11 protein-coding genes are annotated in these 22,672 nt (G+C 59.5%); 9 read left to right on the top strand and 2 right to left on the bottom strand.

What is annotated here, in order from left to right; genetic code table 11:
• Positions 1 to 447: 447 nt before the first annotated feature.
• Together CCD76_RS14970 and CCD76_RS14965 are read right to left on the bottom strand one after the other, a co-directional pair.
• On the bottom strand, positions 448 to 4,959 hold the full coding sequence (locus tag CCD76_RS14970; protein ID WP_179208941.1) for an O-linked N-acetylglucosamine transferase family protein: 4,512 nt from the start codon (positions 4,957 to 4,959) through the stop codon (positions 448 to 450).
• 184 nt (positions 4,960 to 5,143) lie between these two features.
• Complete coding sequence (locus CCD76_RS14965) at positions 5,144 to 6,295, bottom strand: FliC/FljB family flagellin (protein WP_087720259.1); 1,152 nt, start codon at positions 6,293 to 6,295, stop codon at positions 5,144 to 5,146.
• A 387-nt stretch (positions 6,296 to 6,682) separates the two neighbouring features.
• On the opposite strand from CCD76_RS14965, the gene CCD76_RS14960 reads away from it, so the two are divergent.
• From CCD76_RS14960 to CCD76_RS14920, 9 genes are all read left to right on the top strand, one after another.
• Positions 6,683 to 7,255: a hypothetical protein gene (locus CCD76_RS14960; protein WP_087720258.1), complete on the top strand. Its 573-nt coding sequence runs from the start codon at positions 6,683 to 6,685 to the stop codon at positions 7,253 to 7,255.
• A complete protein-coding gene (gene bcsQ, locus CCD76_RS14955) occupies positions 7,252 to 8,073 on the top strand; it encodes a cellulose biosynthesis protein BcsQ (RefSeq protein ID WP_087720256.1) in 822 nt (273 codons plus the stop codon). The genes CCD76_RS14960 and bcsQ overlap by 4 nt, the downstream gene beginning before the upstream one ends.
• 1 nt (position 8,074) lies before the next feature.
• On the top strand, positions 8,075 to 12,739 hold the full coding sequence (gene bcsA, locus CCD76_RS14950; protein ID WP_179208940.1) for a UDP-forming cellulose synthase catalytic subunit: 4,665 nt from the start codon (positions 8,075 to 8,077) through the stop codon (positions 12,737 to 12,739).
• The gene (locus CCD76_RS14945; RefSeq protein WP_087720253.1) at positions 12,736 to 16,944 is read left to right on the top strand and encodes a cellulose biosynthesis protein BcsC; all 4,209 of its coding nucleotides are present in this window, start codon (positions 12,736 to 12,738) and stop codon (positions 16,942 to 16,944) included. The genes bcsA and CCD76_RS14945 overlap by 4 nt, the downstream gene beginning before the upstream one ends.
• On the top strand, positions 16,941 to 17,492 hold the full coding sequence (gene bcsD, locus CCD76_RS14940) for a cellulose biosynthesis protein BcsD (RefSeq protein WP_087720251.1): 552 nt from the start codon (positions 16,941 to 16,943) through the stop codon (positions 17,490 to 17,492). Before CCD76_RS14945 ends, bcsD begins: the two co-directional genes overlap by 4 nt.
• 26 nt (positions 17,493 to 17,518) lie before the next feature.
• A complete protein-coding gene (locus tag CCD76_RS14935; RefSeq protein ID WP_179208939.1) occupies positions 17,519 to 18,571 on the top strand; it encodes a glycosyl hydrolase family 8 in 1,053 nt (350 codons plus the stop codon).
• 426 nt (positions 18,572 to 18,997) lie between these two features.
• Positions 18,998 to 19,231 carry a hypothetical protein gene (locus CCD76_RS14930; RefSeq protein ID WP_087720248.1) on the top strand — a complete coding sequence of 78 codons (234 nt, stop codon included), beginning with the start codon at positions 18,998 to 19,000 and terminating at the stop codon, positions 19,229 to 19,231.
• Between the two features lie 597 nt (positions 19,232 to 19,828).
• Positions 19,829 to 21,142, top strand: coding sequence for an O-antigen ligase family protein (locus CCD76_RS14925; protein WP_256961326.1), 1,314 nt, complete (start codon positions 19,829 to 19,831; stop codon positions 21,140 to 21,142).
• A 76-nt stretch (positions 21,143 to 21,218) separates the two neighbouring features.
• Entirely contained in the window at positions 21,219 to 22,574 is a 1,356-nt protein-coding gene (locus tag CCD76_RS14920; protein WP_087720246.1) for a UDP-glucose dehydrogenase family protein, read from the top strand.
• The last annotated feature ends 98 nt before the right edge of the window (positions 22,575 to 22,672 follow it).

Below are 22,672 nucleotides of genomic sequence, written 5' to 3'. Positions count from 1 at the left end.
CGAGGACCTGGAACAGACGCTGAAACGCTATCCGAGTTTTTGCAACTATGATTAAATAACGTATTTCATTTTGTTGAGGATTTCGAAAGGCAGCGTGCCCGTTCCCCATCGATAGCTAAAAGAGCGCAATGGTTTAGAGAATGATGAGTGTAATCGCTTAGAAATTCTTGAACTGCCTTTATATCGTTACTATCTTTTTCTTTTGTCAGTGTGAAATTCCGTCGCGTTAAGAGTGCTATGCTCTAGTATTTGTATATTGCAGTTGTAACATTAAATTTATTTAAAAATATCTTTTTGTGTGTATTTTGTAAAAAATGATGCAGTATCCAAGATTTTTTAACCCTGCTATTGGAAGTATTAAAATTATGGATATGTGTTCTTGAGGTGGGAAGGGTTTATTAATTCATCTCTAGCTGCACAGTTAGCCGCAGCTAGAGATGAACGTATTTACAGGTCCGGCGAGATTTTGTTTATCAGCGCTATGGTCTCGGCGAATTGCTTGCTGAATTTAGAGCTTCTCTCAATAGTTTCTAATATTCTGCCTTTTTCAATTCTTTTTATTTTTTCGCTAAATTTTGTATTCAAATGGGGTGTTTCATTAAGTTTGATTCCAAGAAAATCTTCTGCTCTCTTTGTGTCTAGACTTTCAATGTTTAAGATTATGCTCTTTTTTTTCTTGATCTTTTCTGAAATCAAATTGTTCCATAAGAAGTAATAGGAAATGGAGTTATACAGTTCATCGTCTGTGTTTATGTCGCTAAAAATTTCTTGAGCGAAGCGTATACTTGGCGATAAAGAATTTTTATGCATAACACCTAAATCATAGAAAGAGCTTATGACCTTAATGGGGTCGCGAACTAAATATATAAACTTTGTTTCATCCGAAAACATGTCAATAAATGGCGCGGCGAGCCATGAGGACTCTCCGTCTAGTTCGAAGGGTACCTTGAGGCTGGCAACATATTCTTTATTGAATGTGTTTGTAATGGAGCCAGGCGCCCATTTGTTCCCCGTGCCTAAGTTCCAGCGAAAATAGTTTTCGTGAACAATGTTTAATCCTGATTTTGTCAATAACTCAGCCATAGATTTGGTTCCACTTCTTCCGCAACCAACTATCATATAGTTGAGATCTAACGCATTTTTGTCTCGCAGCCATACCTGTGCAGGCTTATTATTTCTTTTTTTATGGCTGGTTTTATTGCTTTCCCATTTAACCTTGTCCCATCCAGGGGCAATATGACTGATGAGAAAGGAAGACGCTGCCAAGCGTTGCATCTTGGTTTCAAGGTGAGCGCTGCCATGATAATAATTATGCCTTAGGCATGGCTTCGGATGATATATTTGTCTGCTTTGATCATAGTCAAGCTTGAGTAACCTATAGGCCAGTTCTAACCCTTCGTGACCATACATAATCCGATCTTCCCAGCCGCCTATAGCATAAAACTGAATAGATTTATAAGAAGAGTTTCCCTCTAAATTTACTGGCATAATACAAGGTGTTTTTGATGGATTGTAATGAGGCGGTATTGTACCTTCTTCGAAAGGAAGGCACTTTCCCCTAACAGATAAAATATTATTGTTAGCATGAGCGGCTATGTGCGAACTAATAAAATCTTTTTCTGGCAATCCATCATCGTCAACAAACAGTAGCAATGGTGAATTGGCAAATAATGCACCTACATTACGCCCATGTGAAGCACCAGCATTACCCTTTAGCTGTATGTAGTTATTCACGTAGCTATTCAGAAGCGGAAAGTCATCTTTGCATGGACCATTGCTGACAAAAATGATTTGAGCGATGTTTTTTCCTTGCGAATTTAGCGCTTTCAAGCACTCTAAAACTTTTTTGTTCGGTACTGCGCTTACAACGATGATGCTGATTCTTGGAGATTCTACTTTAGAAATCACTTCATGATAACTGAACCAGTATTGGAAGATAGAGCGTTTGTCGCTCCAGCCAATACTCTTTAATTTTTCATCAAGTGAGTGTTCAATAGCCGGTTTTGCTTTGATTGCTTGGATTAATAAGAAGAATGAGATATTGTCTCTGGGGTCTTGGGTTAGTGCTTTTTCATATTTGGAAACTGTCTCTTCCAGTTGCTCTTTGGATTGAAGGTAAAAGTGTTCGGATTCCTCCAAAACCGATTTGAGATCTTGCGATGAGTTTAGCTGAGATGGGGTTTCAGGTGTGTTGGTGTTTACTGCTAAGTTTTCTTTCGCTAGATACTTTTCTGCTTTTTTACCTCCGGTAAAAGAGGCTAATAGGGCATACGCCATATCCTTCACGCCATAAGCCGTGTGCAGCAAAAACGCGAGCCGCGTGCGCTGATTATCGGAGAGCGTTTCCATTCGGGCGTGGCTGGGCAACAGCAGTGCATCGGCACTTGTCAGCTCGGTAGCCTGACGTTGCGTCTCCGGTATGTCCTCGGGGAGGTGGCTGCGGTGTTGCGGCTCGTGTAGCCGATAAAACCGAAAACCGTTTCGGCTTGCCCAGTGTTGCAGTTCCGCCAGGTTGGGTTGGCGTTCGTGGGTGGGCTGAAACGCGACCTCCACCTGGAGCAGCAGGGTCTCTTTCAGCGCCTGGGTGCCGTTGTCGAGGATCGCAGCGGCGTCGTTCAGCGCATCCAGTACCAGCCAGTCGATGGCGGGCAGGCCCTGGATGCTATCCAACGCGATGGTGTTGAGCGGTAGCCGGGTGAGTACCTGGCTGCCTTTACGGATGGCCTCGGGCTGGTGCTCGTCGCCCAGGGGCGCCAGGCTCGCGCTCAAATTGGGATCGAGACAGGCATACAGTTGGCCTGGCTGGCCGTCTCCCAGTGTCGCATTGGGATAGTAATGCACGCCTTTGTATTGCTTGAGCGAGGTATCCAGTGCCTGGCTGCTGGGGTCGAAGGCGATCAGCTCGAGTACCTCCTTCTGCAACAACTGGCGAACGACGTCGCTTTCAAGCAGTTGTCCGCCGTTGTCCACGGCGATGAGCTTGCCTTCGAATTGCCACTGAAATCTCGAGTTGTCCGCGGGGGCCTCGGCGTAATGGATGTTCACCGGCGCGTCTTCGTCCTCGAACCGGGCTTCGCCTTCCTTGTTGAATGTGAGGGCGGTGGGGGCCTTGTCATCGCAGTAACGCTGCCAGATGGCGCGCATGGCGTCGGTGAAATGTTTGGCGAATCGCGGGCCGTCGCATACCGGGGATTGCAGCAATACATCACGCAGGTGCTGACGAATGGTGCTCAGGCTATCAAGGTCGCTGGCAAGTCCGATCACGCGGGCGCGGTACTCCTCCCAGCTATTGACCACCAGTTCCGGCATGCCGGCGTTCACCAGGTGCGTCGCGCTGTGGCGGCCAGCGAAAGTCGGGCCGGGGAGCGTGACCACGGGCACTCCCATGATGAAGGCTTCGCAGGTCGTCAAACCGCCCGAATAGGGCCAGGGGTCGAGAGCGATATCCGCGCGATTGTAGGCGTCTAGCATCTCATGATTGGTGCCCGGCCCCTCGATGATCAAACGCTCGCGAGCGATGCCTTCGTTTTCCAGCAGGGTGTAAAGGCGCTCGCAGAAGCTCTCGCTGGTATAGGGGCGCCCCTTGAGCAGCAAACGGGAATCAGGCAACTCGTGCATGATGCTCGCCCACTGCTTGAGCGTGACATCATTGAGCTTGGTGGGGTTATTGAAGCATGCCAGGGTGACGTAGCCGTTTCGCTTTGCCGGCAGTTCGCCCAATGCGGGCAAATCCTCGGGCGGCTCGAAAACGATGTAATCACCCGGCAGGCGAATGAGTTTCTCGGTGTAGTACTCGTCTTCGCCTTCGGGCGTCTCGACATGATCGCTGATCAGGTAGTCGATGGCTTGCACACCCGTGGTATTGATCAGCCCGCCGACCCATTTGACGATCAATGGCGCCGGTTGCATGGCAATCGCACGCATACGCGTACCGGCATTATGGCCTGAAAGATCGATGAGAATATCGATTTCATCATCGCGAATCAGCTGGATGAGGTCGTCATCGCTCAGGTGTTGGATGGAGCGCCATTTTTGCATCAGCGGCTTGATACGGCGTGTCAGCGAATCGTTGACTTCGCTACTGGTATAGGCAACTAGTTCCAATTGGTTTGGCGGTAGGTTTTCCAGGCAACGCACGATCATCTTGCCTACGGGATGCTTGCGGAAGCCATCCGAGAGCAGGCCGACGTTTAACGGGCGTTGGTAGGATTTGACGGCATCTGTTGGCCGAGATGGGAGTGCATCCGCTTTGGGTGCAAAGCGCTTTTCCCAGGATTTGGCAAAGGCGGCAATTTCGGCGCGGCTGGCGCGAGGATCGTAGTGCAGTGCCGTCAGATGATTGGAATAGGCTATGGCGTTGTGCGGCGCCAGCTCGCTGGCTTTTTGATAGCAGCGATATGCCTCGTCCAGCAGGCCCAGTTCTCGACGCATGTTGCCTGCATTGTTCCAATGTACGAATTGGTCTGGCGCCAAGTCAGTCAGATGGTCGAATATCTGTATGGCTTCGTCATAGCGATAAAGCGCACTCAGGCTGCTGGCAAGCACGTCCATGACCCGCATATTCTTAGGCTCGGCTTGCCAGGCTTGTTGGGCGTATTCGAGAGCCTGTTGTGGCCCACCGAGTTCGAGGTAGAGAGAAGCAAGTGTTACCAGGCCGAATGTGGAGCCCGGCTCCAGCGCCTGTGCCTCCCGGAGATGTTGAAGCGCGTCTTGCAGGCGATGCTGCTTGTGGGCGACATGGCCGAGCCACTCTTCTTGTTCATGATGACTAGGGCGCAATTTCCGCGCTTGCTCCAATGAGGCTCTGGCGTCATCGAACTCTTTCTGGCCAGCCTGCAGCCTAGCTAATGCAAGCCATGCGTCGGGGTCCGTAGGGTGGCGGTGGGTCTGCTTGCGGGCTTGAGATAACGTGAGTCTGTCGTTGGCACTTGCTGGGCGGCGTTGGCGTTTCTTGGGCATAGGGATCGCACGATGACAATGGTCGATACCGCCACTATAAAGCGATGCCATCATGCTAAAGAGAGGAAAAGCCATTCGAAGGGGAGGCTTTTGCGTCTTTTGCGGAAAAAACGAGAAGTATCACTAAAAAAGCGAGCCCGAATGGGCCCGCTTCATTAGTACGACAAAGACTACCTGGGGGGCATTACTGCAGCAGGGAGAGCACAGACTGCGGCGTCTGGTTTGCCTGGGCCAGTACGGATGTACCAGCCTGCTGCAGAATCTGGGCGCGAGTCATGTTGGAGACCTCATCCGCATAATCGGCATCTTCGATGCGTGAACGTGCAGAAGTCAGGTTGGTCTCGGTCGTGTTCAGGTTGGTGATGGCACTATCGAATCGGTTCTGGATGGCACCGAGATCAGAACGTAGACTGTCCACATCGCTCAGCGCTTTATCCAGAGAAGCCAGCGGGCTGTCAGAACGACTACCCACCATCGTGTCACCCGTGGTAACCGACAGGCCGGTCACCTCTCCAGTAGTCTCATCAACATCTACAGTGACTTCAGCGGCGACATAGGCAGTAACACCATCTGCATCGGTGCCTTCAATGAAGAAGTTACCAGCTTCATCCATCTGTAGAGAACCGGCTGCAGTACTTGCAGTGAAGCCTTCAACATCGATGGCCTTAGCTGCAGTCGTTTCAGCGGCACCAACAACATCTGCAAAGCTAGAAGAGCCTGCTGCTGTACCGAAGTCGCTTCCATCCAGGCCAAGCTGAGTTGCCATGGTACCTGTATCGCCAGTTGACTGCGCAACGGTACCCACAGCGCCATTGACGTTGAAATCGTCGAGGCCGAGGGTTTTGGCATTGATTTCTTTGAGGCTGATTTCGATGGTCTCGCCGTCGTTGGCGCCGACCTGGATTTTCAGATCTTCGTTCTTGGCGAGGACATCGACACCGTTGAAGCTGGTCTCGTCGGAGATGCGGTTGATCTCGGTGAGACGCTGACCGATCTCGTTCTGGATGGAGTTCAGGTCATCCTGAGAGTTGGTGCCGTTCTGGGCTTGTACGGTCAGCTCACGAATGCGCTGCAGGTTGTCGTTGACCTGGTTCAGGGCGCCTTCAGTGGTCTGGGCAACGGAGATACCGTCGTTGGCGTTACGCTGTGCCTGAGACAGACCAGTGATCTGGCTGCTCATGCGGTTGGCGATGGCCTGGCCAGCGGCATCATCAGCGGCGCTGTTGATGCGCAGGCCGGAAGAGAGACGCTCCATGGCGGTGGACAGCGAGCTCTGGGACTTGTTCAGGTTCTGCTGACCGATCAGCGAGGTGATGTTGGTATTGATAACTGCCATTGTCGTATTCCTTTCTCACATGAGAGGGCAATTTGGGCCTGATCCGCTGCGCGAAGGCAGGTAATGCCGGATCCTGCTGCAACGGCCCCGTGGCCGTTACCCCTGTTATCGGCGCTACCCAATTTTGCTTTAGGCCCATTTGAGAAATTTTTAATGTGCGTGCGCGCAACGCGGGTCTGATCTTGGGGAGAGGCCTGGCTACCTCATGTGGGGCGGGGCGTGGCGGCTAGCATGGCGCGCCTCGTGCCGGAAATTGGAATCACAAAATCATTCTTTTTGTGACGTTGAATCGGCTGATAGGCATTACTATCGTTACACACTGCTACAAAGAGCCGAGATGCATCGGCCAGACAGCGATAGAAAAAGAAATCGACGCAGGAATACCATGTGACGCTTCCCCAGGATGTTGCAACGCTGCTGGCGGCTACCGGTGTCGCCGAAACGGCGTATCGCGACTTCACCGCCGACGACTTCTCCCAGACACAAGCTGCTTCTCATTGGCGGTTGTTGAGACAGCTCGCGCCACGGGATGTCTCTCCGGTAGTGCCGGCTTCGGCCACGCCTCGTGCGGCAGCCACGATACCGACGCCGAACAATGGCGATACGCCGCGCCGTTCTGCCGTCTTCTCTCCGGCGGCGTTCGATAGTCAGGCGCCTGCCGGCTTCCGTGATGATGCTTTCATGGTTTCCTCGTCGGATTCTGAGCCTTCCCAGCCCGGGAATCGCGAGCGATCGCTATTGGCCATGGCTGCTTCTGCCAGTGGGCCGGCCATGGTTTCGGGCGACAGTGAGTCGGTCAGCGAACGGAAAGGCATGGGTCCGAGCCGCGATCAGGCTGGGCCGACTGCGGAACGTCGCCGGGAGGGCGCTTTTTTGCATTTGTCGCTGAGGGGGCAGGCAAGCGAGCCACCCCGGCAGGAAGCCTCGTTGGCCAGTGTGTTGCAAAGGGTCTCTTCATGACGCTGATCAATCTGCTTTCCCCCAAGGGCGGCGTGGGGTGTACCACGCTATGCGCCAACCTGGGTGTGGCGCTGCAGCAGCTTGGCTATCGGGTGGTGCTGGTGGACCTCGATCCGCAGAACGCGCTGCACCTGCATTTTCATTTTCCCGCCACCGACGGGCGGGGCCTGGTCGATCGTTTCGATTCGGTGAGCGATTGGCAGGATCTGCTGATGGACCCGGCGGAAGGGCTGGAGCTTCTGCCTTTCGGCTCTGCCTCCGATGCGCAGCGGGATCGCTTCATGGCGATGCAGCATTTCCCAGGCGAGTTGTCGCGTCGCTTGCGCGCGCTGGCGCGGGAGCCCAACACCCTGATCCTGGTGGATGTCAATGTCACGCCGTTGCGAACGGCATCGCCGCTGATCGACGAGGCCGATCTCAACCTGCTGGTATTGATGGCGGATGCCGGTTCCGTGGCCATGCTGCCGCGTCTGGAAGCCCAGGAAGGAAGCCTTCGCCGGGCGGGCGGAGAGGGGCGCCTCGGCTACCTGATCAACCAGATCGATACGCGGTCGCGACTGAAGCACGAGATCGCCGAGCTGATGCTGGCGCGGCTGTCGCCATTGCTGGTGGGGTCGGTGCATCGCGATGAGGCCATCGCCGAGGCGCTGGCGGAGCAGCGCAGTCTGTTCGAACAGGCGCCGTTCAGTGCCGCCGCCAAGGACATCGGGGAAGCGGCGCGTGCGCTGGCACAGCGATTCCCGCTTCGTTTCAGCGGCCTGCCGCCGACAGGCTCGCGCCGGGCCGGGTCGATACCGAATGCATCGGGGCAGCCCTGACATGTCAAACGGTTCTTCTCGTCGTCGCGAGACGGCTGGTCAATCGTGGCTATCCCGATCGATGGCGGTGGTGGCCCTGCTGGTTACCTTGCCGATCGTCCTGCTGACCGTGACCACACCGATGTCGGTTACGCATCAGGGGATGTTCGGCCTGATCACGATCGTGGCGATGCTGGTGCTGCTTCGGCTCCGGGCGCGTTCCAAGCCTATCGCTGTCTTCCTGATCCTGCTCTCGGCGGCGATCTCGACCCGCTACCTCTATTGGCGCGCCACAGAAACGCTGGTGTTCCAGAGCTGGCTGGAGACGGTACTGGGCTATGGCCTGTTCGCGGCGGAGCTCTATGCCTGGCTCATCCTGATCTTCGGCTATATCCAGAATATCTGGCCGCTGGAGCGCAAGGTGGTGCCATTGCCGGCGGATACGTCGACATGGCCGAGCGTGGATGTCTATATCCCGACCTACAACGAGAGCCTGGAGATCGTCCAGGACACGGTGCTGGCGGCGCAGAACCTGGATTACCCGCGTGACAAGCTGCGAGTCTATCTGCTGGACGACGGTCGGCGGGATGCGTTTGCCGCGTTCGCCGCTGCCGCCGGGGTGGGCTACATCACCCGGGAAGACAATCATCACGCCAAGGCCGGCAATCTCAACCACGCCATGACGCTGACCCAGGGCGAGCTGATCTGCATCTTCGACTGCGATCATGTCGCGACTCGCGGCTTTCTGCAGATGACGACAGGCAGCTTCCTCGTCGACGACGACCTGGCTCTGATCCAGACGCCGCACCATTTCTATTCCCCGGATCCGTTCGAGCGCAATCTGAGCGTGGGCCATCAGATGCCCAGCGAGGATGAGCTGTTCTACGGTCTGATCCAGAAGGGCAACGACTACTGGAACGCCACTTTCTTCTGCGGCTCCTGTGCGGTGATCCGCCGCTCGGCGCTGGAAGAAATCGGCGGATTTGCGGTCGAGACCGTCACCGAAGATGCACACACGGCGCTCAAGCTGCAGCGACGCGGGTGGAAAACCGCCTATCTGGGCGTGCCGCTGGCGGCGGGTCTGGCGACCGAACGTCTGTCGCTGCACGTGGGGCAGCGAATGCGCTGGGCACGGGGGATGACGCAGATCCTGCGGCTCGACAACCCGTTGTTCGGACGCGGGCTGTCGATGATGCAACGGCTCTGTTATCTCAACGCCATTCTGCACTTTCAGTTCGCCTTGCCGCGTATCGTCTTTCTCACGGCGCCGCTGGCCTATCTGCTGATCGGCCAGAACATCATCGCCGCATCGGCGGGGATGATCTTAGTCTACGCGCTGCCGCACCTGGCCCATACCCTGGTGCTCAACTCGCTGCTGCAGGGGCGCTATCGATTCAGCTTCTGGGCCGAGATCTACGAGACCGTGCTGTCGTTTCATCTGGTCAAGACCACGTGGGTGACGCTGTTCAACCCGCGGCGCGGCAAGTTCAACGTCACCGACAAGGGCGGGCTGTTGCCGGAGGGGTTCTTCGATTTCAAGATCGTGCGTCCGCATCTGATCGTCGCCGGCTTGCTCGTCGTGGCGATCGCCTGGGGCGTGGTGAGGCTGGTCTGGAACGATTCGTTCGGTATCGAGCGCAACGTCATGCTGCTCAACCTGTTCTGGGCCGGTTTCAGTCTGCTGATGCTGCTGGCGGCCATTGCGGTGGCGCGGGAGTCGCGGCAGGTTCGGACCACCGTGCGGGTGGATGTCCAGTTGCCGACGGTTGCCTATCGCACGGATGGACACGCCGAGACCGCGGTCACCCGGAACCTGTCGATGGGTGGCGCGCTGGTGGAGCTAGCCGGCCAGATGGACGGCGAACCGGTGGAGTGGATCGAGCTGCGTCAGGGGAGGCGGCTTACGAGTTTCCCGGTCACCGAGGTGCGCCGCGAGGGGCGTCAGGTTCGCTTGAGCTTTGGCCGTCTGGATGTCGGGCAGCGGCGCCATCTGGTGCGGGCGGTCATGGGGCGGGCGGATGCCTGGCTGCCACGGGAGGATCATGTCGATCATCCGCTCCGGTCCTTGTGGTGGGTCGTCAAGGCCGTGTTCGGGCTGTTCTTCACCTCGTGGCAGCAGCGTCGTCATGCCGACGCCGGAGAAGCGCGAGCCGCCGGTTCCTACTGGGCGGCGGGCCGCTGGTTGGCGTTGGCCGGCCTGACAGCCTTGCTGCTGCTGACGGCGCGTTCGGCGCTGAGCGACGAGCCAACCTCGGGATCCGGCCTGCCGATGCCGGTCATGAGCGACGAGGGCGGGCTTACCTTTGCGCCGGCATCGTCGCAGGCTTCGGTTTCGTCTTCGGCGTCGGGGGAACTGGGCGGCGAGCGCTGGGAAAGCGTCACGCTGGGGCAGTTGACGGGAGGAGAGGATATTTTGCTGACCGGCGCCCAGGGCCGCGCCGGGGTGGCGTTTTCCCTGCGTGCCGACGAGCTGGCGACCCAGGCGTCGCTGATGCTGAACATGCAGATGCCCGCTGGCGAGATGAGCGAGCGTCGACGATTGAGTGTCTCCCTCAACGGGCAGCCGCTGCGTAGCCAGATGCTGGAGTATCAGCCGGGAGAGCGGTTCACGCTGGAACTGCCGATAACGCCGGCGCTGCTGGTTTCCCATAACCGTCTCGATTTCGCGCTCTCCGGGCAGAATGACGATCAATGCGTGGTCCCATCGGGCTCGGGGCAGGCGGCGTTGACGATCGAGCGAAGCTCGCTGCTGCAGCTGGCACTTCGCCGCCTGCCGTTGCAGCGTGATCTCGCCAATTTCCCGCTGCCGTTCTACAGCGATGTCGCGGTATCTCCGGCGATGGCCCAGGTCGTGCTGCCGGCATCTTCCAACGAGACGACATTGCAGGCGGCGACACTGCTGGCGTCTTACCTGGGCAGCCGGACCGAGTCCCGGGAGCTGACGTTTCGTGTTTCGCGGGGCCGGCTGCCGGATGCCGATGCCATCGTGCTGGCGACGGGCAATGATTCGATTGCCGGGCTGGATGCCTCGCAGTTGACCGGCAACGGGATCAGCCTGATTCCCCATCCGTTGAACCCGGCGCATAGCCTGATGATCCTGCATGGAGACTCTCCCGACGAATTGCTGGGCGCCGTGCGGGATTTCGTCATCAATCGACCACGGTTATCCGGCGTGGAGCGCAAGGTGCAACCGGTCGAAACACCAGTGTATGCCGATGGCGCGCCCAACTGGATTTCGTTGAGACAGCCGGTGGCGCTGTCTTCGCTGGCAGAGCCGGAGGAGCTGCAGAGCGAGGGCATCGCGCATCCGCCGATCAATGTCAGATTCCGTGCGGCGCCGGATCTTTTCCTGTGGCCGGGCCAGAATCTGCCGCTGGCGCTCGAGTACACCTTCCCCAGTGCCGATTGGCTGGATGAGTCGGGGTCGCGGCTCGATGTCATCCTCAACGGGACCTATCTGGGGTCGCTCGGAGTCAATCAGACCGGTGTGATCGAACGTTTGTGGGGGGAGCTGGGCGGTGACACCCGCCGCGAAGGCGGCGTCATTCGCATTCCGCCTTATCTGATTTACGGCGAGAATACCCTGAGCCTCTACTTCAACCTGAAGGCGAAGGAGGACATGGGCTGTCTGGCGTTGAACGGCAGTACCGGCCGCGCTCCCGGCAGTGGTCAGTCTGCCGCCCGTGGCGTAAATGACCGGAAAGCCGGTCAGTCAGACGAGGGACAGCCGCTCGAAGGGCTGCGGGTTGGAGAACAGTCCGTCGCAGGGCAATCGGCTGGAGAGGCGCCGTTCGAAGAGAATGCCATCGGCGACGATGCGCTGAGCCGGATTTCACCGGACTCGACGCTGGATCTCAGCCAGGCGCGTCACTTCGCGACGCTGCCCAATCTCTCCTATTTCGTGGGCGCCGGCTTTCCGTTCACGCGACGCCCTGACCTCGCGGATACCGCGATCCTGTTACCGGCAGAACCGGATGCCAGCGAGCTGGAGACTGCCCTGAACCTGGCGGCGCGTCTTGGCGAGTCGACCGGCGTGGCGATGCATCGCGTCGCGGTCGGGTTGGGAAATCCGGGCCTGGCTCGCTATGCCGATCGGGATCTGCTGGTCATCTCGCAGACTCGGGCACCGCTGGTCGCGACCCTGCTGGATGAGGGAGCAGTAGGGCTTGAGGACGGCAGGCTGAGCGTCAGAAATCCGGATTGGATACAGCGCGCGACGGGCTGGCTGGAAGGGCAGTGGCGTACCGATCATGACCAGCTGCGCCGGGCGCTGGTGAGCCGTCGTCATGTCGATGCGCTGGTGGGCTTCGAGTCGCCGTGGCAGGTCGGGCGCAGTGTCGTGCTCATCACCGCCGACGAATCCGAGGCGCTGCCGGGGCTGGTGGACGCGCTGGACGATCGGCGGGTCAGCCAGGCGGTGCGCGGTGACGTCGCCCTGGTCGATGGCGACGGCAGCGTCGCGGCCTTCAGCGTCGCCGAGCGCTATCAGGTCGGCAACCTGCCGTGGCCTCAACGCTGGTACTGGGTTTTCGGCGAGCGCCCGTGGTGGCTGATGTGGCTGCTGATCGCGTCTCTCGTCCTCTGCACTGCCGTGCTGTATCCGCTGCTCAAGCGTAGGGCGATTCAGCGTCAGGCGACGATCTCCCCTCGGGATTCGGGAACATCTTCAGTCGAGGCCGGTTCATGAAACGCAGTGGATGGTATGGATTGGTATTGCTCGGCGTACTGGGAGGGAGCGCGCCGCTGTTGGCCCAGCCGGTGGATGACAGCTTGCAGCCGCTGTTCGACCAGGCGGCCTTCTGGCAGTCGCGCCAACGCGCCGATCTCGCGCAGGAGTCGCTGGAACGCGTTCTGACAGTGGACCCGCAGAACCGCGAGGCTCTGTTCCGTCTGGGGCTGCTGGCGATCGACAACGACGACATGTCGTCGGCGGATGAGTGGCTGGCGCGGCTTCAGGAGATGGCACCGGACGATCCCCGTGTCGAGCGTCTGCGCCAGGCGAAGACGCGGCGCGATATCGACCCCGCCGGGCTGGCTCGGGCAAGGGCGCTGGCCAAGGCCGGCAACGTGCAAGGGGCGCTGCGGGACTACGACCGGTTGTTTGGTGACGACGGCCCGCCGTGGGATCTGGCTCCCGAATACTACGAGACGCTGGCCGGTACCGATGGCGGTTGGTCACGTGCCAGCGCAGCGCTTGCCGCGCTGCATCAGCGCGATCCGGAAGACGCGCAGCTGTCGTTGGCATTGGCGCGGGTGCTGAGCTATCGCGCCGAATCCCGGCGTCAGTCGATCGAGCAACTGAGCCAGATGGCGCCGAGCTCCGCGACACGGGCCGCCTGGCGCCAGGCTTTGCTGTGGCTGGACGCGGACACGACCGATCAGAAACTGTACGAACGCTATCTCCAGCGTTACCCCGACGATCAGGCCGTTCGCGAGTACTTCCTGGCAACGACGGCCGAGCCGGAAGCCGACCCCGTGGCAGAGGCCCGTGGCGAGGGATACGAGGCGCTCGACGATGGCGAACTGGCTCAGGCCGAAAAGAGCTTCGAGACGGCGCTGAATACCGACGCCGAAGACGCCGAGGCGTTGGCGGGGCTCGGGCTGGTGGCGCTGCGCCGACAGCAGTTCGCTCAGGCCCGGGATCAGCTGGGGCGCGCCATCCAGATGGCGCCTTCTCGTGCCGAACAGTGGCAGGACGCGTTTCGCAGCGCCAGCTTCTATGCGGAGATGGCCGAGGTGCGTCGCCTGGCGGCGAATGCCGATATCGAGGCAGCCCTGGATCGCGTTGCGCCGCTGACGCGAGAAAGCGGCGCCGACGGACGCGCGGCGCGGCTGCTCGAAGCCGATCTCCTGCATCGGCAGGGTAACGACGAGGCGGCGGAGCAGCGTTACCGGCAGGTGCTGGCGCAAAATGTCGGTAACGTCGAGGCCATCCAGGGGCTCGTCGGCGTGCTGCGCGATCAGCAACGCTGGCAGGAAGCGGAGACGCTGGCCGGGCAGTTGCCCGAGAAGGTGCGTGCCGCGCTGGGTGATCCGCGTCGCGACCGGGCGCTGGCGCTACGCGAGCAGGCCAATCAGCTCGTGGCCGCAGGCGACAACGATCAGGCACATCAGCTGTTCAGTCAGGCGATTCAGCTGGCACCGGAGGAGCCGTGGATCCGGCTCGATCTGGCGCGGCTGTACCAGGCCGAAGGCAAGCCCTATCAGGCCAGTTTCGTGATGTCCCAGTTGCTGGGCGACGAAGCGACGCCTGAAGCGTTGCACGCGGGGGCGGTGCTGGCCGCCGAGCAGCAGCGCTGGGACGATGCCGATGCGCTGTTGCGGCGAATACCGGCCCGGAGCGAGGCGGCGCAAGCGGTGGCGGATCTTCAGGAGCAGGTGGCGTTCCAGCGCCAGCTGGCGAAGGTGAAGCAGCGTGTCGCTTCCCGTGATCCGGAGGCGCGCCAGAGACTGTACCAGTGGTATCGCAATCCGCCGTCTTCGCCTGACGCCCTGGGTAGCGTGGCGCTGGCGTTGGCGGATGCCGGCCAGCCGGGCATGGCGCTGGAAATGGTACGGCGCAGCCTGGCCCAGGATGACGTCTCGAAGACCCCCATGGCATATCTGAACCATGCTCTGGTGCTGGCCAGGGCGGGCCATTTCGAAGAGGCCCGCACGCTGCTGTCGCGGCTGGATGCTGCGGCTTCTTCCCCGGAGCAGCGAGCGATGGTGAGCCGTACCGCCGGCGGCGTGGCCATTACCCAGGCGGACCAGCTTCGCCTGCAGCAGCGCTATGCCGAGGCCTACGACGTCCTGCAACCGGCGCTGCAGGCATCGCCTGACGACCCGCAACTCTTGCTGGCGCTGGGGCGGCTCTACAGCAGCGGTGCCATGCCTGACGCTGCCGCGACCGTCTATGATCATTTGCTGAAGTCCGAGCCTGACAACGAGGAGGCGCTGGCGGGTGCCGTCAACGCGGCGCTGGAGCAGGGGGACGATCAGCGAGCTGAGGCATTGCTGGTCGATCATGCGCCGATCTCCTCGCCATCGCTGGTGATCCTGGCCGCACGGACGGCGCGCGCCCAGGGGGATCGCCAGCAGGCCATCCGCCTTCTGGAACAGGCACGCGACCGCCAGGTGGTACTCACCGGCGGGGAGACGCTATTGCCGGGAACGGCGATGGCGTCGGATCGGCTCGTCATGGCGGGAAATCCGTTCCGTCAGACCCGCCAGGCGGTGCGAGCAACCGGTAGCCGTTGGGATGTCATTACCGGGACGGACCCGGCCAGCGACGGCGTGGCCGAAGAGACGGCGAGCGGGGCACTCGAAGCCGACCCGACCCTGTCGGAAATCGATCGGCTGCTTACGGAGCTGCACGGCGAAACCGCGCCCCGATTGGTCTCCGACACGACCTTGACGCTTCGGGATGGCGAGTCCGGCCTGAGTGAATTGACCGCGTTGGCCAGCACGATGACGTTCAAGGCGGCGCCGTTCAAGCGTGGGCGTCTCGAGGTTTCGGTATCGCCGGAGTTCGTGTCGGCGGGAGAGGCCGGCGCCAGCGCCAATGGGCGTTACGGCAGCAATGCCTTCGTCACGGCGGCGGAAACGCTGCAGGGCCGCTTGACCGATGTCTCTTCGATTCTGGATGGCATCCAGGAAACGGCGAACAGCTATCAGGCGTTGTCGATTCAGAACCAGCAGAATCCCGACGACCCGTTGACCGAACTGCAACTGGCGCAGGCTGCGGAGGCTTTCCAGCAGGCGCTCTCGAGCGATCCGTTTTTGCAAGCCGGTATCGATACGACATCGTTGACAGAAGCGCAATTAACGCAGTTCCGCACCGCGATCACCGGCTTCGTCGTCAGTGACGATCTCTCCGAGTCGGAGCGTGCCCAGTTGCTGGGTGATATCGATAGCGTATTCGCCGCTGATTTCTCCAATCTCGATGCCGAAGAATTCACCGCGGCGCGAGAAGCCCTGCAGGAGAGCCTGACGCGGATTCAACAGGGTATCGGCCGCCGGTTGGCGGCGGTGCCAGGTGCCGCGCGCGATCCGGGTTCGATCACTGATGCCGGGGCGGGATTGAACGTGGCCTATCGAGCGGACGAGTTCGAGGCCGATATCGGCACCACGCCGATCGGGTTCGAGAAATCCAACATCGTGGGGGGCGTCACCTGGCGCCCTCAGGTGAGCGAGAATACCCGTCTCAGCGTCACTGCCGAGCGGCGCGCCGTGAAGGACAGCGTGCTTTCCTATGCCGGCGTCAAGGATCCGCTGACCGGTGAAACCTGGGGGGCGGTGACGCGAACCGGCGGCAAGGTCGGGATCGAGTACGACAACGGCAAGAGCGGCGCTTACGCCAGCGCTGGCGCCTACGTCTACCAGGGCGAGAACGTCGCCGACAACCATTCTCTCGATCTCAACACCGGGGCCTATGTACGGCCGATCAACGAGCCCGACCGCCAGTTGCAGATTGGGGTCAACCTCGGATACATGAGCTTCGACAAGAACCTGCGCTACTTCACCTATGGTCATGGCGGGTATTTCAGCCCCCAGGACTACGTGAGCATCGCGTTTCCGATCAGCTATCAGCAACGCCGGGATCAGTGGACCTATCGGGTCAGTGCCGCTCCCGGTTTCCAGCGTTACGAGGAAGACGACGCGGACGTGTTCCCGGAAGACGGCGACGCGCAAGCGTTGCTGGATACGCTGGCGACAGTCGGCCTGGTGGGGCAGTCGCGTTACGACGGCGAAGACGAGTCTGGATTCGGCATGACCCTGGATGGGGATGTCAGCTACCAGCTGGCTCCGGATCTCAGCGTCGGGGGCAGGGTGGGTTACGACACCTTTGGTGATTACTCCGAAACCTCGGCATCGGTTTACCTCAACTATCAAATGGGAGCGTCGCCATGAACCAGCGCGTACCTGATCCCTCTTTCGACATCACCGGTTTGCTGCATGCGCGGAGCGGCGGCAAGGTCGAGGCGCCATCCGTTGCCGATAGTCCGAGTACTACGGCTGCGTGGCGGCCCGGTCACATGCCGCACTGGCCGAAGATTCTCGATGTACTGATCGATGAGCTGATCCAGGCGGCCGGCGAGGCGGAGGCGCAACCGTTCCTGCTACATGTCGGGCAGCGGCTCGCCGACGAGCTGCCACTGGGTCGGCCGCAGACGCTGACGGCGCTGGAGTCGGAGATCGACCAGCAGTTGGGCGAGCTTGGCTGGGGCGGGTGCTCGATTCGTGATGCCGGCCGGCATCTGGTCATCGAGCACGCTGATCATCCATTGATGGGGGCCGGCGCCGAGAGCGAAGTGGCGCTCCTGCGTCTGCTGGGGCTGTCCTGGGTGCTGGGCGGTCTCTACAAGGGGTGGCTCGACGCCCAGGGCGGCCATGCGGAGATCGTCTGCGAGCGTTGCCAGTCTCATCGGCCATTGGTCTTTTATTACGGAAACGCATGAACGGAAACTGCGTGAGCGGAGAGCACATGAACGGGAAGTCCGTGAAAGCGGCGGTAATCTATCTGTTGGGCGGACTATTGGTGCTGCTCGGTCTGGCGTCGATGCCGGCTTCGGCCAACGCGAATTTCGCTGTCGGCGATCCTGGCTGGGAGGCCTACAAGAAGCGATTTCTGTTGCCGGAGGGTCGTATCGTCGATACTGCCAACAACAACATCAGCCACACCGAGGGGCAGGGATGGGGGATGTTCCTGGCGGTGCAGTTCAATGATCGCCAAGCATTCGATCGTATCTGGCAGTGGACCGAAGCCCACCTGGCGAGGCAGGACATCGCGCTGTACGCCTGGCGCTACGACCCGAATGCCCAGCCGCCTGTCGCCGACAACAATAACGCGACGGACGGGGATCTGTTCGCGGCCTGGTCGTTGCAACTGGCAGCAGATCGCTGGGGCGACGAAAGATATGCTCAGCGCTCCGAGGCGATTCGTGGCGCCATACGGGATCATCTGATTGCCGATGTCGGCGGTTATCAGGTGCTGCTTCCCGGCCTGGATGGCTTCCGGCACAAGACGTTCACCGATATCAACCTCTCTTACTGGGTGATCCCGGCGCTACGTGATTTTGCCGCGCGTCACCCGGACGAACCGTGGCTTGCCGTCATCGACAGTGGCCGGCAGCTGCTCGAGCGAGCGCAATTCGGCTCGAGCCAGCTACCTGCCGACTGGCTGCGGCTGCAGACCTCGGGCGAATTGCGCCCCGCCGAAGGGTGGCCGCCGCGCTTCGGGTTCGAAAATATCCGCACGCCGCTTTACTTCACGTGGGGTGGACTGCGGGACATCGATACGCTGGAAGACATCGCCCGCTTTTGGGACCAGTCGGCGCCTCCCGCCTGGGTTGACGTCGAATCGGGAGACACGGCCGAATATCCGATATCCCAGGGTGGGAAAGCGATCAGTGCGCTGCTCAGCGGCCGTCCCTGGGCGATCGATATAACGCCAGCGGCGGGCGAGAACTATTATTCGGCGACATTGTTATTGTTGACTCGGGTTGCTGCCGCCCAGATAAGCCTGAGCGCCGGATAGGCGCTCGATTAAAGCCTTTTCTCTCTGAATGGGGGTGAGAAATGGGGGCGAGAGCCGCCATTGCGCCCCTGTTTTACCCCTCGCCAGGAGGCTGCCGGCTGGGGTTGATCTTGCCCGTAGCACCTTGGGCGGGCTGGAGGGGGCGAGCGTTGGATGCGCCAACGGCTTCCCCTTCAGCCCGGCTGGACTTGATAGCCGAGGCGGAATGAGATTCACTGGCCTGCCTGAACGGGTGACGGCTTTGGTGATTTCCGAAGCGAGTTTGGCTAGACTAGGCGAAATTTCGGATAGCTAACGACTCTATTTTTACCGCCAGCCAATCATTCACCCGCTTTACGTTGGTAGCGCCCATTACTTATCAGATTTGTATCGGCCCATGTTCGGGTCATTTTTCAGGATATCCAATTAATTATTATGCCTCGCACGATGGATGAACGTGAAAAACTTCGTAAGTTTCGTGAACTCGATGATGCTTTTGCCCAGGCGCTCCGTGATCTCGACGGTGGGTCTCGATCCGGTCGATCGGTAGAAGCGGAGCCGGAAAATACGCTTCCGGCGTTCGAGGAACGCCTGCACAGCCTGATGGCCGAGTACGCGTTGAGCCAGGGCTGCGTGCATGAAATGCTGAGCACGTTACTGGAGTACAAGAGAATTCGATGAGTATCATTATCCGGATGAGATGGCTTGCTTCGATGACAGCAGGTTGGTTTTAAACTGGTATTTTCATTAACTCTTTATGAGACTGCCGAGGCGCTCAGTGTGTTCACTGGTGCATGTCATGTTATCGATATGGTCATCAAGCCGGATTTTCTGCCGTCAGGGTATTAACGGAAAATAAGATATAACGTTGTTACTGTAAGACCGGTGCAGCGTCAGGCGGCTCTCTGTTTTATCCGTTCTGTTCTACCCGTTCTACTGAACTCGCGGTGAAGAAGCCATCGTGAATCCGCTTTGCTGCCATTCGCCGAGGATGCGGTGATGCCAAGGCAGCGGCTATGGTGGCTCCAGGCGCTGTGGTAGCTCCAGGCAGGGGATGAATCCTGCTGCTCATTCGGACATCTGGAGTCCAGCGAACCATCGAAAGCCGCCTCTCCGGTGAGATCCCGGCATTATTCTGCTGACAATTTATCGAGGGTTCATTAACCTCGCTGCCTACCGGAAACGCGTGAGCCCGGTGGGCGCGCGGTTTGTGGTGATCTGGTGGTGAACGGTCAACGACGCCGCATTTGCGGCGTTTTCAATTTGTGAGGTAACGGCATGGGTTGGGATTGCCCCAAGAGTCTCTGGCGGCTGGGGTTTGCATTGGTGTTGGTGTACGCCGCGCTGGGTATCGCGGCACATCCGCTGAAAGACGTCATCGAGCCTTACATGGCGTTTCTAGGGCTGGTTTCCCTGCTGATTTTTGGGGGTTGGCGCCGAAGGAGCGCTGCCCTGGGATTGCTGGTTGCGATCTGCCTGGTGCAGCTCCTCAGTTGGTGGCTTGCCATCGCTGATCATCCGCAGTGGGCCAGGCCCAACCCGGATACCGAGCGGATGGCGAAGCTTTTCATCTTCATTGCCATTGCCTGGTGGCTGCGTGGGAGTCTCCGCCATGTTTTCTGGGTCTGGGGGCTGGCGCTGCTGGCCTTCCTGCTGACGACGGTGATCTTCCCGGAAGGGCGTGACTCATGGATCACCGGCCTGCAGGGTGAGCGTGTCGGCTTTGGCATCCAGAACAATCAGCATGCTTCGATGTTGTTTGGGGTCTCGCTGCTCGGGCTCATGGCCTTCGCCAAGCGTTTCTGCTGGTCCGGCGGGCTTCGGTGGGGGCGTGCATGCCTCTGGCTGGGGCTGACGCTGATGACGCTGGTGGGAATCCTGTTCGGCCAGACTCGAGCCGTCTGGCTGGCGCTGCTGGTGTCCTCGGTCGTTGCGTTGGCAGTGCTCGGGTGGTACGCCAGGAAGCGTTACCAGATCCGTCTGTGGAATCGAACGACAATCTCCATCGGTGTTGTCCTCGTGGTGGCTGGCGGGGTGGTCGCCGTTTCGTTCGGGCATGTGCTGACTGACCGCGTGTTCACCGAAGATCAGGTCATCGCGCAGTTGCTCTCCGGGAAGCTCGATACGCTCCCCTATACCAGTATCGGTATTCGGATTCATTCCTGGGTCGCGGCCACGCACTGGATCGCTGAAAGACCGTGGCTGGGGTGGGGTAGCAATGGGCGCGAGCTGGTCATCGAGCATACGCCGTGGCTTCCCGAGTTCGTGAAGGCCCACTTCGGTCATTTGCATAATTTCCTGCTGGAAACGCTGGTCAATTATGGCGTGCTTGGCTTGGCCGTGATGGGCGCGCTGGTCGCGTGGGTTGCTGTCATCAGCTGGAAAGCCTGGAAACGGGGCGACATGCCCAACGACGTGGCGTTGTTTGCGCTGGCTTTCTTCTTTTATTGGCTGGTGGTCAATCAGTTCGAGTCCTATCTCTCCTTCTGGACGGGCATCTACGTGCACAACCTGATCGTGGCAGGACTCCTCACGCTGTACTGGCGTTCGCCGGGCGATTCGGGCCTCTTCCGCAAAAACCGATTACCATGAGGCCTGAAATGGGCACCAAGCGCGGTCAGCCGCGCTTTTTACACGCTGATTGCATACGACGGTTGAAGGGATAGCAATGCGAATCACGATTTTCGGTACCGGATATGTAGGCCTGGTGACCGGCGCCTGCCTGGCTGATGCCGGCCATGAAGTCATGTGCATGGATATCGACGAAGGAAAGGTCGCGCGCCTCAAGCAGGGCGAGATTCCGATCTATGAACCCGGGTTGGAAACGTTGGTCACCGAGAATGTCGGCCAGCAGCGTCTATCGTTCACGACCGATGCGGCGGAGGCGGTGGCGTTCGGCACGTTGCAGTTCATCGCGGTGGGCACGCCGCCCGATGAAGATGGCAGTGCCGATCTGCAGTATGTGTTGGCGGTCGCCAGAACCATCGGCCAGCACATGGATGATTATAAGGTCGTGGTCGACAAGTCCACGGTGCCGGTCGGTACGGCGGACCGCGTTCATGAAGCCATCGCCAGCACCCTGGCCGAGCGTGGCATGGCGCTTGATTTCGATGTCTGCTCGAATCCGGAGTTTCTCAAGGAAGGTGCCGCCATCGAGGACTTCACCCATGGCGCGCGTATCGTCGTGGGCACCGAGTCGGATCGGGTCAAGTCGTTGATGCGGGAGTGTTATGCCCCGTACAACCGCCGCGTCGAGAAGCTGATGTTCATGGACGTGCGTAGCGCGGAGCTGACCAAGTACGCCGCCAACGCCATGCTGGCGACCAAGATCAGTTTCATGAACGAGATCGCCAACCTGGCCGAGCGCTTGGGAGCGGATATCGAACAGGTTCGGCGTGGCATCGGCAGTGATCCGCGAATCGGCTACCACTTCATCTATCCCGGCTGCGGGTACGGCGGCTCCTGCTTCCCGAAGGACGTTCAGGCGCTGGCGCGGACGGCCAGCCAGATCGGTTACGACCCGCAACTGCTCAATGCCGTCGAAGCCGTCAACGACCGCCAGAAGGCGACCCTGTTCAGCAAGCTGAGCCAGGCATTCGATGGGCAACTGGAAGGCAAGACGGTGGCGGTCTGGGGGCTGGCGTTCAAACCCAACACCGATGACATGCGCGAAGCTCCCAGCCGCCATCTGATGGAGGCGCTCTGGGCGGCCGGCGCCAAGGTTAAGGCGTACGACCCGGAGGCAATGGAAGAGTGTCGTCGCATCTATGGTGAACGGGACGACCTGATGCTGGTCGATGGGCGCGACGCGGCATTGAACGGGGCCGATGCCCTGGTGATCTGCACGGAGTGGAAATCCTTCCGGACGGTGGATTTTGCCCATCTGCAGCGCACGCTGAAGACGCCGGTCATCGTGGACGGGCGCAACCTGTTCGAGCCGGCACAAGTCCGCGCGGCGGGGCTGCTCTACTTCGCGGTGGGGCGTGGCGATTCGCTGCAGGTCGGTCAGCGCAAGGCCCACTGAAGCCAGGCAGTTTCATGTCATCGCCTCAAGCCCGATACCGTTTGGTGTCGGGCTTTTTTGTCGCTAGGCTCGATAGCGTCGAACGCTCTTCCATCACA

Source organism: Salinicola salarius (assembly GCF_002179555.1).
In the GTDB taxonomy this organism is placed as follows: Bacteria; Pseudomonadota; Gammaproteobacteria; order Pseudomonadales; family Halomonadaceae; genus Salinicola; species Salinicola salarius_A.
Note: the sequence above shows the minus strand (reverse complement) of the source record. Positions and strands in the feature narration are given on the sequence as shown.